The sequence below is a fragment of the Legionella drozanskii LLAP-1 genome (assembly GCF_001467585.1).
Taxonomy (GTDB): Bacteria; Pseudomonadota; Gammaproteobacteria; order Legionellales; family Legionellaceae; genus Tatlockia; species Tatlockia drozanskii.
On sequence record NZ_LNXY01000034.1, the window covers coordinates 53,911 to 65,957 of the forward strand.

Consider the following 12,047-nt stretch of genomic DNA (forward strand, 5'->3'; position numbering starts at 1 on the left):
TTTGTTTTCCTGCTTTGCATAGTAAACTCTCTTATGGTATAGATATCGCCCTCCCGAGCACGGAACCTACCTATGGAATCACGTTTTATCTTCTTTTTACTTCTATTTTTTTTCTCCTGCCTAAGTTATTCCGCTGAAAATCAGGCTGAAAACCTCGGCGTCGCTTTTGTGCATGGAACTCATAATTATAGTGCTGGAGCAGAAGGCGTTTATTGGAAGGAAGATTTTATTCATTCAGTCGTTGAAGGCCTTCCCAATCCGAGTAACTATTATGTTGTTCATTGCGATTTTAGTCAGTATATGTGGCATGAAAAAGCCGCAGGCTGTGTAGCTAATCAATTACTTGAATTTATCAATAATAAACAAATCACTAAACTAATCGTCTACACTCATTCAAATGGTGGAAATGTCGTTCGCTGGATTCTTTCCAATCCAACCTTCGATGCTCGTTATTTCAGTTTGGTTAAAAATATTCGACATGTGATTGCCTTAGCCCCTTCAAGTGGAGGCACTGAACTCGCTGATGAAATCATTAATGGCGACGGCTTTGAAGAGTCCGTTGGCTGGTTACTTGGTTATCTCAATGATGCAGTAAAACAACAACGAATAGGTGATATGGCCCTTTTTAACACTGAAATATTATTGGGAACTGCAGGGCGCCCCTCTTTACCTCTTCCATTTCGTGTGATGGTCGGAACAGATGTGGAGGCTTCACCATTTAGCCCATCAAGCTATTGCAATGGTTTTTTCCTCAATGTCGGTTTAAAAATTACCCAATCTTATCTACAACATTGCTCTGATGGATTTTTAGACTGCACCTCTCAACGACTTGCTGGGGATCTTTGGTTTTACGACAAACAAAAAACAAATCAAGCAATCACATTAAGCCATAATCAAAGCCGTCATAGTTGTTTCGGTTTAGAAGACATTCTGCGGAATGATCTTTTGGCTCAAGGAGCTGTGCAATGAAATTTATTTCTTTAATTCTTTTGTCCTTACTGTGCTTAGAATCTCAAGCTTTTACAATAGCCAAACAAGTCCCCCTTGTTCCTTATGACTGTAAAAGCTGCGGCAGTTTGTCTCATGAGGAATTAAGCATGAACTGGCCAACTCAAGATAGTCCACTGCATGCTTTAACAATGCATCAACAAACAAGTCGTAAATATCAAGTCAAAGCTAGTTTGAAGGAACTACGACGGGGTGTAACTATCCACACTTCAGCCCCCGGTGCTATTGTGCGTATCGCGCCTGTCGATCATAAAAACTCGGTCAAACCTCAGTTTCGCATCACTAACAAGCGGGGTCTTAATTTGAGTTTACTTGAAGCTTCTTCTTTATATTCACAAAAAGAAGCGTTAAAAAATACGCCTTTTGCAGGAAATACTTTAGCGCTTGCTGAATTAAAACCTGAAGTGGGTTTTGGTCAATTTACCATCACTAGCCCTCAGGCTGATCGGAATAAGGACAATGAGCTTTTCATTATTCATGTCTATGACCGTTATGCGGCCACTGCCTTAACTATTCAAACGAATAAAGCACGTTATTATTCAGGAGATGAGTTTGTTGCGACAGTGATCTTAAAAGATAAAGAACAAAATTATTCCATCGATGATCTGACAATGTCACTTGTTAGTCCTGACGGAGATGTTACTCCTCTAGTGGCCACACCCATTGCTGAAAACATTTTTCAAGCAAGAACTTTTTTAAACTCAGAAGAAAACAGCCGGGGAGGCAATTGGTATGTTGACGCGACGGTGACCACCATCATTGGAGACGATATAATCTGGCGACAAGCTCATTCCGCTTTTTCTTTTACGATTCCTTCCGCTGCCGTTGTAAATATCACGAAAGGGCCAGACCACTTTGATTTTATTGCCACAGTAGAGGTCGCTACCGGTAGTCGTTATGCATTGCAAGCAGTTCTTTTGGGTAGTGATGCTCAAGGTAAAACTCATCCTATTCAAACGGCTCAATCGGCCGCTTGGTTGTCCGCTGGCCAGCAGCGTTTGAATTTTTCATTTGATTCTAACTTAAAAACTGATTATAAAGCCCCTTACTATTTGAGCTACATTCACCTGACTGATTTTGGCCAAATGAAGCCGGTTTTTGAATTTGATACGCCAATTGAAGTTAATAATTTAAGTTAATAATGAACTATTTACCCTCTATCTCTCTTATTGAAGGCATCGCGTTATCGATTGCCTTGCAAACCCTGCTGATTTTTTTTGTTATTCGCCGTCAGCAGCGTCAACAAACTTTACTGGAAAACCAGTTTGAAAAATTGCAGCAATCCTTCGCTACGCAGCTTCATCAATTGCATCTCGAACTACATCAAGCTTATCAAACCAGCCAACATCATGTGTATGAAAAAATAACTCAGGGGCAGTTAAACAATCAGCGCTTAATCAGTGAAATTGTTCAAAGCCAAATGGCAGACGTGCGAGAGCAAATGAATCATAGTTTTAAACAACACGCCAGTTCGCTCACTGCTCATTTACAATCCTTGACTGAAGAAATACGCAATCATTTACATAATCTTACTCAGCAGGTCAATCACAAATTAACAGAAGGTTTTGAAAAAACATCCTCAACTTTCACAGACGTCGTGAGACGGCTCACTATTATTGACGAAGCACAGAAAAAAATTACCGAACTTTCAACTCATGTAGTCAGTTTGCAAGATATTCTGGTTGATAAAAAAGCTCGCGGGGCCTTTGGTGAAGTACAGCTATCCACGCTCATTGCTAATATGATCCCCAGTACGCATTATCGTATGCAATATACCCTTAGCAACCAAAAACGAGCTGATTGCATTCTTTTCTTACCAGAGCCCACTGGCCATTTAGTCATCGATGCGAAATTTCCACTAGAAACCTATCAAAAAATCATGACTACAGACGCTGTTTCAAGCGAACGTAAGAGCTTGCAACAACAGTTTCGACAAGACTTACAAAAACATATCAAAGATATCGCTGAAAAATACATCATCCCTAATGAAACCACCGATGGCGCAGTCATGTTTATACCGGCAGAAGCTATTTTCGCTGAAATTCACGCCAATTATCCTGATATCATCGCCCTTTCTCAGCGCCTTAAAGTCTGGATTGTTTCACCAAGTACTTTAATGGCAGTATTAACCACAGCAAGAGCTGTGTTAAAGGATGACGCAACTCGAAAGCAGGTTCATATTATTCAAAAACATTTACACTTTCTCGCCGATGACTTCCAACGCTTTGAAAAGCGCATGGATAAGCTGTCAAAACATATTGATTTAGCCCATCAAGATGTCAGTGAAGTAAGTACTTCAGCCAAAAAAATAACGCAGCGTTTTCAAAAAATTGAGTCCGTTGAATTAGATTTTCAGGAGCGGGAAGCAATGACCGAATCGCTTGAGTAAAACTGCCTTTGGACTCAGTTGAATTGAACGTTTTAATTACGAGCAACATTCAACCAGGCCATTCGTCTTACTCCGATCAATCTAAAAACCAACTTTTTTTTAATTAATAACCTATGTTATGCTAGCAACATGTTCATCGGAGAAATAAACTATGCGATCTTTGCCTTATTCGCTAATCACAGCAGTAACTTTGTTTGTTTCTTCAATCAGCCATTCAACCATTCCTGCAGAATGTGATCCCATTTTCATTCCTTATTGTGACAAGCAACGTTGTTGTCATGCCATGGGTGGCATCAGCTATTGTGATTCTGTGGCCGGACGCTATGTTTGTAATAATGGCTACTACTCCACCTGCTACTGCACACGGCATGCGGTAATGGATATACAAAAACTCTCAGGTTGCTGTTTATGGCAAGGTGGCGTGATGACGACTTCATCAGGGGGGGGTGTAGTCTGCAACAATGGTAGTATTTCTGAGATTTGTAGTTTGCAAAATCCTACACAACCCGTTTCCAGTTGGTAGTTTTATCCTTCCTAATATGCGACACAACACCATGACTAGTCCACTCATTGAAATCCGACAAGTTAATAAATCTTACGGCTCTGCTTTAATCCTCAATAATATTTCCTTGTCAGTTTACCATGGCGAGTTCTTAACTCTTCTAGGGCCTTCCGGTTGCGGAAAAACCACTTTACTGCGATTAATTTCTGGTTTTGAACAACCAACCTCCGGGGAAATATACATCAATGGTCACTGTGTCAATTCGCTACCGCCACAAAAAAGAGATGTGCATACTGTTTTTCAAAGTTACGCCCTCTTCCCACATTTATCGGTTTATGAAAATGTGGCTTTCGCCTTACGATGTAAAAAGATGGATCCAAAAACCATTTCCGCACGAGTCGAAGAAATTTTATGCTTAGTCCAGCTGGAATCATTTGCTAAGCGTGATATCCAACAGTTAAGCGGCGGACAGCAGCAGCGTGTGGCAATCGCTCGGGCAGTGATTAATCGCCCACAGGTCTTGCTTTTGGATGAACCCTTGAGCTCACTCGATTATAGACTACGCAAAAATATGCAGTACGAGCTTAAACAATTACAAAAGGCATTAAACATGACTTTTATTTTTGTAACTCATGATCAAGAAGAAGCCTTATCCATGTCGGATAGAATTGCGATTTTTAACCACGGCCACATAGAGCAAATTGGAACGCCACGTCAGGTGTATGAAACACCTAATAGCCTTTATGTCGCCAAATTCATTGGCGAAGCAAATATTTTTGATATTCAAATCAATGGAATTTCCGACCAAAACCTGATTACCGAAATCGAATCAATTCAATTCGAATGTCGAAATACTGGGAATTATCAACCAGGTGATAAAATACATCTTATTATTCGTCCGGAAGACATTCGTGTTTGGAATCAAACAGAAACAGACGATACGAGCGGCATGTTGTCAGGAAAAATTATCGATATTGTCTACAAAGGCTCTACAGTTGATTTAAAAGTCGAATTACGTTCTGGAAAAGTTATCAATGCGTCTGAGTTTTTTGATGAAGATGATGATAAATTAGAGTATGCACTTAACGAGTTAGTGTGGGTACAATGGTTGCCTGGTTGGGAAGTATTATTGCCTTATGAATCCTAAGAACCAATCCTTTATTTCAACAAGTGAGACTGAATGAAAGTTAGATCGCTTTCAGTTTATCTTACCTATATCTGGCTAATTATTTTTAGCCTCATCCCGCTATGCCTGGTATTAGTCTCTAGTTTTTTATCCAAAAATAGCGACCACCTAGTCGATTTACCCTTTAGCTTAAGTAATTATTCAGCATTATTTACCCCCATTTTTATTAAAATTTTCTTTCGTTCGCTATTCATGGCCTCATTAGCGACCGCTTGCTGTCTTTTACTCGCTTATCCCTTTAGTTTTTTATTAATTAAATCCAAACATAAATCCATGTTACTATTGTTGATTATCATACCATTTTGGACAAGTTCCTTAATACGTACTTATTCTCTGATCGCGCTGCTTAAATCAAAGGGCCTTATCAATGCGATCCTTTTAAAATTGCATTTAATTGACACACCTCTTTCATTACTTTATACCAATTTTGCAGTCCTGACCGGACTAGTTTATAACCTATTCCCGTTTATGGTTTTACCGATTTTTACCAACATGGAACGTTTTGATTTCAGGCTTATCGAAGCAGCCAAAGATTTAGGAGCAAGCAAACTTAATATTTTTTTCCGCGTCTTTTTACCTAATACGACGAATGGGATTGTTGCTGGCTGTTTAATGGTCCTTTTACCTTCAATGACCTTATTCTATATCCCCAATGTTTTAGGTGGAGCTCGCTCGATTTTGCTGGGGAACTTAATTCAAGATCAATTCTTAATTTTGGAAAATTGGCCTCAAGGCTCTGCCACATCCGTGTTGCTCACAGTTATTTTATTAATTTTATTGTTCTTTTTTCGTCGTCAAAGCAAGGAGATCTTGCAGTGAAAGCCTTGGCGCAAAAAACATTCTTAAATTTAGTGTTTCTCTTTCTTTATTTCCCAATTCTAGTACTCGTTATTTATTCGGTAAATAATGCGAAGTTTTCATTGCAATGGCACGGCTTTTCAACGCAATGGTATGTTGAACTTTTTCACGATCGAATATTATGGTCAGCTTTTTTGCATTCCACAATCTTGGGTTTCAGTGCTTCTATTGTAGCCACCACTCTGGGCTTATTAACTTCTGTGCATTTTTTCCTTTACCGCAACCAACAGCAACGTCCACTCTATGCTATCTTGCTTTTGCTGATCATTATTCCCGATCTTGTCCTTGGGGTTGCACTTTTAGTTTTCTTTAATGTAACGGATATTACTCTGGGTTTTTGCAGCCTGTTAATTGCTCATATTACTTTTTGCATTCCTTTTGTGATTTTAACGATCAACAGCCGTATCCATACTCTCGATCCCAATATTTATTTTAGTGCACTCGATTTAGGAGCCAGTCGTTTCATGGCCCTAAGGAGAGTTCTTTTGCCCTTACTATGGCCTGCAGTACTCAGCGCTTTCCTACTCTGTTTTACCCTCTCCTTTGATGATGTCATTATTAGCTATTTTGTTGCGGGTCCCGATTTTAATATTTTACCGCTTACCATTTACTCTTTAGTAAGAACAGGAGTAACCCCGGAACTGAATGCTTTATGTACCATTACCCTTGCTATATCGATGGCATTAGTCATCATTTCAAATCGCTTATCGAGTAAAACACTATGAATTGTTTACTATTATTTTTTGCCCTAATTTTAGGCTCGACAGCGCTTTTTGCTAATAAAGTAGTTAATGTTTACATTTGGGGTGGAGAAATTCCCAAAGAACTTTTGCAAGCCTTTGAAAATGAAACGGGAATCACCATTCATTTATCCACTTATGATAGTAATGAAACGATGTATGCCAAGCTTCGGGCAAGTGGCAAAAGCCTTTACGATGTCATTTTGCCCTCCGCTTATTTTGTAGAACGAATGCGAAATCAAGGCATGTTGCTACCCCTTGACCATAAATTGTTGCCCAATCTTGCGAATATTGAGAGTCATTTCTATGACAATGAGTATGATCCAGGCAATCAATATAGCGCTCCTTTGATTTGGGGAGCGACAGGTATTTTTTATAATAAAACCTATGTAAAAGATGCCCCTAAAAGTTGGCAGGATTTATGGCAAAAACGCTGGCGTGGACAGCTCATGCTACTTGATGATTCGCGCGAACTTTTCTCTATTGCACTCATGAGTCTTGGCTTTGGCCCGAATGATAAAGATCCGCAACATATCGAACAAGCTTACAATCTTCTTTTGGCTTTGGTGCCTAATGTTAAACTCTTTGCTAGCGACAGTATCCAAGCCATTATGATCGATGAGGATGCAATAACAGGAATAGCGTGGAGTGGTGATGCTCTCAAAGCTCAGATGGAAAATAATCAAATTTCGTTTAGTTATCCGCAAGAAGGCTTTGTTATTTGGGTTGATTGTCTCGCCATTCCTAAAAATCCACCTCACCTGGAAGAGGCTTATGCCTTCATCAATTTTATGTTTAAACCCGAATCCAGCGTAAAAATTGCTACTCTAGAAGGAGCGGCTATAACTAATGCCAAGGGACGTGCTCTTCTACCCCAAGCAATTAATGATAATCCTATCGTCTATCCATCCGAAGAAACGATGAAACATGCTTATCTTCAGCGCGATCTCGGCGAGGAAACTTTGGAGTTATACAACAAATATTGGCAGCAATTTAAACTAGCGTTTTAACTTAAGCATATAAAAAGAAACGCGTTAATATCAGTCCTATAACATCTCCCAATAAGACAGTCACAATAAAACTCAGCCATAGACTTCTTCCCTCTAGACCTGAAGCTTCTTTCAAAGCAAAAAAATAGGTCGTAATTTGCCAAATGATGCAAATTAGAAAAACAAAATGACCGATTGTGCCTAATAAGGTTAGATGTAATTCAAATCCCTTGGAGACGTCCTCATTAAGCGGTTCCAAGTATTTTTGCAGTATGACAATGGGGAGGGCAAAGAGTATGGGATAACGCGACAAAGCCACCGTGCCAAAAAAATCAATCGCCCGAATTCTTTTTTGCCTGAGTAAAAGAGCAACCATTAAAAAAAGGGAGGCCAGAATAAAAATAACGACGGCATTTTGATAAAGCAATAAGAAAAAATTGGGCTTCATTGCCTTAATATTATCGGCGAATACAAAACCTATAATGCCATCGAAATAGACATTCGCAACAATGCCCACGCCGCTCATGATGACCATCAATATTAGGCCCAACAATAAGGCCTTAAATCCTGCAATTTTTTGAAAGGGATTGATAAGGACTGAATTCTCAATACTGGCAAAGATAGATTTCTTGGTTAACGCAGCAGAAATCAACTGATAGTCCGCCTCTGAAATTTTATTTTCTTCACGCATTGCTAAAAGACGCTTTTGTTCTTTGTCCATCACCATACTCACAGACGTTTCAACATAATGGCTGCTTCTTTAGCAGAAATTTTACCTTCCTCAAGCAATTGTAAAATTTCTTCTTTAGACCCCTCCTCTTTAATTTCCATATTTTCCAAAGTTCCTATCAACGCATTGAGTCTGTTCCTCAAGGTAGGATAAGAAACTTTTTGGATAACAGCCATATCCTTAAGGCTCCCTGAACATTTTACGAAATCCAAAATAAATTGTAGATCATCTTCAGGTAGTTTTAGTAAAACCGATATTTCGAATTGCCCTTCAAATTTAGTATTGCAGTCAGTGCATTCAATCTTGACCACATTTAAATTTGAACTTTTACAAGATGGGCACTGTGTAATTATTTTTCCCATACTTCAAATACTAATACTCAAACTCTCTATTCATAATATTTTACTGACAAACAATATAATATCAACCTACTTTCATTTATTAAATAATTTTTTTAACTTTATTAAAATAAATATTTGTTTTTTTAAAGTTGTGTTGATATATTCAAAGCCTTTAGAAGTAAATGACCGAATTTCAGTCATAAAGGTACATAAATGAGTAAAACAAATTCAAAAAACACCTGGAAAAAAACCTTAGCCCTCATTACAGACTATTTTCTAAATTCAGATGAAAAATTAAAGGCCTGGCTGCTACTAATAGGAGCCATTCTTTGTGTAATAGGTCTTGTAGCGGTAATGGCTGCGTTATCTTGGTGGTCGGCGGGCTTTTGGGCTGTATTAACCGCGAAGGCTTTAACTCCTTTTCTTATAAGCATGGCGCAATTTGCTTTGCTACTCAGCGCATATGTAGGCGCTTACGTTTTAAAAAATTATTTTATTGGAAAGTTATCAGTCCTTTGGCGTAATTGGTTAACAAAAAAAATGATTAACGAATTATTTGGCAGTGAAAATAATTATTTAGAGTTAAGACGATTTTCCTCTGAAATTGATAATATCGCGCAGCGCATTCAGGAAGACATCCAAGTAATTGTAGACTTTACACTGAGCTTAGCCACCGATTTTTTACAATCCGTGCTCAGCTTCGGAACTTTTGTAGGTAGTTTATGGGTGATTGGCGGCGCCTTAACTATAGTAATTTTGGGCCTAAATATTGTTATTCCCGGTTATTTAGTCTGGGTTGCGTTACTCGTTGCCATAACAGCCACAGTAATCACCCATTTTATAGGAAAATCACTGCCCGAAGTGAATAAAATGGCCGAGCAAGCTGAAGCAGACTTCAGGCAGGATTTAACACAGCTTTGTGGAGAAGCTGAAAATATTGCCGAAGAACACGCTGAAATTTATTATCAAACCTCGATTACAAATAAAATTGAACAAATCAAAAAAACCTCTAATCAAAAACTCAATACCGAAGCAAAATTATCTAGTTTTCAGAGTTTTTATCTTCAACTAGCAGGAATTTTGCCGAATATACTTGCTGCCCCTCTCTACTTTACTGGACTCATTGACCTCGCCCAACTTATGCAAATTGGAATGTCTTTTACTCAAGTGAACTTCTCATTAAGCTGGTTTGTTACCGCTTTTGAAAATCTTTCTACCAATCAAGCGAGCATCGAACGCATTCTTGAATTAAAAGATGCTTTTGAAGAAGGAGGTCTGGCAACGAATCCCAAAGCGATTACCAGGAAAATAAGGTCTAAAGAAACCATCAAAATAAAACATTTGGATATTATGCCGCCCCAAGCATCAAGCACAGAATACATTATGCGTAATCTTAATCTAAAACTAAAACCAGGCGAGAATGTGCTTTTACAAGCCGAATCTGGCATAGGTAAGAGCACATTGTTTAAAGCAATCGCAGGCGTTTGGCAATATGGTAACGGTAAAATTTCTACTCCTGAGGGTAAGAGTTTCTATTTTTTACCACAAAGACCCACTCTACCCTGCGATACCTTAAGAGCCGTTTTAGCCTATCCTGAGCCAGCAGATACTTATGATGATCAGCAATACATCTCTGTCTTAGAAAAGGTAAAAATGGATAAATTTATTTCAAAACTGGACGAAATCAATCCCTGGGCGGTTCAGTTATCAGGCGGTGAGCAACAACGAATCGCCTTCGCAAGAGTTCTCTTGAAAAAACCAGATTGGCTATTTTTGGATGAGGCAACCTCTTCTCTCGATGAAAAAAATGAAGATCATGTGTATAAAATGGTAAGAGAATTACCCAACACTACGTTTATCAGTATTGGTCATCGTTATCTTACGCTAGCACCACATCATTCAAAAGCCGTGTTTTTTAATCTTACTAACGATAGAAATATTGAGGTATCAGAAGTTTATCTTGGGAATTCAAATTCTAGGACGGTCGCTTAATTTCTAAATGAGCTAGTCACGCCTTGACCCAACATTCCACTGGAATGAATTAATTTGTGGGTCAAGGCCCAACTTAAGGACAGCGTCGCCCCGCCTAAGGTTAAGGATGCTAAGAAAAAACTGCATTTATGCGCATTAGCAGTAAAATATGTGTTGATTAAAACCGTCAAAATCCTATCAATGGATAGCAAGTCTTTATTTTTTTCAAAGCATACCTTTTGTAGTGGTTAGCTTGATTGCCAGATGATTTATCAACAGCAGGGCATGAACCATGCTGGATCCGCCCTTCTTGGCTAACGCATTTAAGACATGATTTGGCAGAACCTAAGTTTTCATTTAATTATTTTTACGGAAGAACCTGTAATACTATAATTAAGGTCCCTAAAGCTCTGTGACACCTAATGTTCTACTTTATTATCACCATACCTGTTTTATTAGTTATCTTAAAACTTCTATTAACCAATATAATTGTTCCTCATTTCAAAAAAAAAGAGCAAAAAAAACAGTTAAGTCAGAGGGCTGATTGGTCAAATATAGAAAAAAAGACATATATTTTGGAGTTGCTTTACAAAAAAGTTCATGCAAAATCCTCTTCGATAAGGTACCGATTATTGCATTTGATTCAAAATAAGGAGTTTATTTACGGAGAAATCGATTTCTTGTCGTTTTATACCATTCTTGAACGAACTTCTCCTTCCACCCAGGATATCTTTTATGACTTAGGTTCGGGTTCGGGAAAGGCAGTATTGAGTGCCCTATTATTTTTTCATGTTAGCAAATCTATAGGTATTGAGTTGTTGCCTCCTCTGTATGAGCAATCAAATACACAGCTTGAAAAGGCAGTTCAACGATTTCAACAACATAATATTGAGAAAGAATACCTGCCACAAATGGAGCGCATTCAATTTATCAACGACAGTTTTTTACATTACGATTTTGGGGATGCCGATATCCTTTTCGTGGCAGCCACTTGCCTAACTGATGCCACCTGGAATGAATTAATTTCGAAGATGGCTCGTCTAAAACCGGGTAGCCGAATTATTGTGACCACTCGAATGATACACCACGAACAATTTGAATCTATTTATCAGGGCATAGAATTAATGAGTTGGGGGCTATGTCCAGTTAGAATATATAAAATCAAACCCTAAGCCGTTTGGCGGAATACAGCCCATAAGAAATATAACTAAAAATGAGTACTCCATAAACTAAACCCATTCCCGGTACAGCGAAATTACCGCCTCGCATAAAAAAGAATAGCACCAAAGCAGGCGTTGCAGCTACGACCAATAGACGGCATGAGGCTTTAAAG

At 38.6% G+C, this 12,047-nt stretch carries 12 protein-coding genes; 10 read left to right on the top strand and 2 right to left on the bottom strand.

Features of this window, described 5'->3' with window-relative positions; genetic code table 11:
• The first annotated feature begins 72 nt into the window (after positions 1-72).
• The 8 genes from Ldro_RS15820 to Ldro_RS15855 all read left to right on the top strand — a co-directional run bounded on the left by Ldro_RS15820 (position 73) and on the right by Ldro_RS15855 (position 7,693).
• On the top strand, positions 73-969 hold the full coding sequence (locus tag Ldro_RS15820) for a hypothetical protein (RefSeq protein WP_058497395.1): 897 nt from the start codon (positions 73-75) through the stop codon (positions 967-969).
• Positions 966-2,147, top strand: coding sequence for a DUF4785 domain-containing protein (locus tag Ldro_RS15825; protein ID WP_058497396.1), 1,182 nt, complete (start codon positions 966-968; stop codon positions 2,145-2,147). The genes Ldro_RS15820 and Ldro_RS15825 overlap by 4 nt, the downstream gene beginning before the upstream one ends.
• A 2-nt stretch (positions 2,148-2,149) precedes the next feature.
• Complete coding sequence (locus tag Ldro_RS15830; RefSeq protein WP_058497397.1) at positions 2,150-3,397, top strand: DNA recombination protein RmuC; 1,248 nt, start codon at positions 2,150-2,152, stop codon at positions 3,395-3,397.
• A 151-nt stretch (positions 3,398-3,548) separates the two neighbouring features.
• Positions 3,549-3,920, top strand: a complete 372-nt coding sequence (locus Ldro_RS15835; protein ID WP_058497398.1) for a hypothetical protein — start codon at positions 3,549-3,551, stop codon at positions 3,918-3,920.
• Positions 3,921-3,951: 31 nt separating this feature from the next.
• The gene (gene potA, locus Ldro_RS15840) at positions 3,952-5,046 is read left to right on the top strand and encodes a spermidine/putrescine ABC transporter ATP-binding protein PotA (RefSeq protein ID WP_058497399.1); all 1,095 of its coding nucleotides are present in this window, start codon (positions 3,952-3,954) and stop codon (positions 5,044-5,046) included.
• Between the two features lie 33 nt (positions 5,047-5,079).
• Positions 5,080-5,904, top strand: coding sequence for an ABC transporter permease (locus Ldro_RS15845; protein WP_058497400.1), 825 nt, complete (start codon positions 5,080-5,082; stop codon positions 5,902-5,904).
• Positions 5,901-6,668, top strand: a complete 768-nt coding sequence (locus tag Ldro_RS15850; RefSeq protein ID WP_058497401.1) for an ABC transporter permease subunit — start codon at positions 5,901-5,903, stop codon at positions 6,666-6,668. The genes Ldro_RS15845 and Ldro_RS15850 overlap by 4 nt, the downstream gene beginning before the upstream one ends.
• Positions 6,665-7,693: an ABC transporter substrate-binding protein gene (locus tag Ldro_RS15855; RefSeq protein ID WP_058497402.1), complete on the top strand. Its 1,029-nt coding sequence runs from the start codon at positions 6,665-6,667 to the stop codon at positions 7,691-7,693. The genes Ldro_RS15850 and Ldro_RS15855 overlap by 4 nt, the downstream gene beginning before the upstream one ends.
• 1 nt (position 7,694) lies before the next feature.
• On the opposite strand, the gene Ldro_RS15860 is transcribed toward Ldro_RS15855, so the two are convergent.
• Both Ldro_RS15860 and Ldro_RS15865 read right to left on the bottom strand, forming a co-directional pair.
• A complete protein-coding gene (locus Ldro_RS15860; RefSeq protein WP_058497410.1) occupies positions 7,695-8,393 on the bottom strand; it encodes a hypothetical protein in 699 nt (232 codons plus the stop codon).
• A gap of 8 nt (positions 8,394-8,401) precedes the next feature.
• Complete coding sequence (locus Ldro_RS15865) at positions 8,402-8,764, bottom strand: DUF2089 domain-containing protein (protein ID WP_058497403.1); 363 nt, start codon at positions 8,762-8,764, stop codon at positions 8,402-8,404.
• A 192-nt stretch (positions 8,765-8,956) separates the two neighbouring features.
• Here Ldro_RS15865 and Ldro_RS15870 point away from each other — a divergent pair, with 192 nt between their 5' ends.
• The gene (locus Ldro_RS15870) at positions 8,957-10,735 is read left to right on the top strand and encodes an ABC transporter ATP-binding protein/permease (RefSeq protein ID WP_058497404.1); all 1,779 of its coding nucleotides are present in this window, start codon (positions 8,957-8,959) and stop codon (positions 10,733-10,735) included.
• Positions 10,736-11,136: 401 nt separating this feature from the next.
• Positions 11,137-11,886, top strand: coding sequence for a class I SAM-dependent methyltransferase (locus tag Ldro_RS15875; RefSeq protein WP_058497405.1), 750 nt, complete (start codon positions 11,137-11,139; stop codon positions 11,884-11,886).
• The last annotated feature ends 161 nt before the right edge of the window (positions 11,887-12,047 follow it).

Coding starts and splice junctions, on each gene's coding strand:
- Ldro_RS15820 (WP_058497395.1), top strand. CDS start 73: ATGGAATCACGTTTTATCTTCTTTTTACTTCTATTTTTTTTCTCCTGC.
- Ldro_RS15825 (WP_058497396.1), top strand. CDS start 966: ATGAAATTTATTTCTTTAATTCTTTTGTCCTTACTGTGCTTAGAATCT.
- Ldro_RS15830 (WP_058497397.1), top strand. CDS start 2,150: ATGAACTATTTACCCTCTATCTCTCTTATTGAAGGCATCGCGTTATCG.
- Ldro_RS15835 (WP_058497398.1), top strand. CDS start 3,549: ATGCGATCTTTGCCTTATTCGCTAATCACAGCAGTAACTTTGTTTGTT.
- potA (WP_058497399.1), top strand. CDS start 3,952: ATGACTAGTCCACTCATTGAAATCCGACAAGTTAATAAATCTTACGGC.
- Ldro_RS15845 (WP_058497400.1), top strand. CDS start 5,080: ATGAAAGTTAGATCGCTTTCAGTTTATCTTACCTATATCTGGCTAATT.
- Ldro_RS15855 (WP_058497402.1), top strand. CDS start 6,665: ATGAATTGTTTACTATTATTTTTTGCCCTAATTTTAGGCTCGACAGCG.
- Ldro_RS15860 (WP_058497410.1), bottom strand. CDS start 8,393: ATGGACAAAGAACAAAAGCGTCTTTTAGCAATGCGTGAAGAAAATAAA.
- Ldro_RS15865 (WP_058497403.1), bottom strand. CDS start 8,764: ATGGGAAAAATAATTACACAGTGCCCATCTTGTAAAAGTTCAAATTTA.
- Ldro_RS15870 (WP_058497404.1), top strand. CDS start 8,957: ATGAGTAAAACAAATTCAAAAAACACCTGGAAAAAAACCTTAGCCCTC.
- Ldro_RS15875 (WP_058497405.1), top strand. CDS start 11,137: ATGTTCTACTTTATTATCACCATACCTGTTTTATTAGTTATCTTAAAA.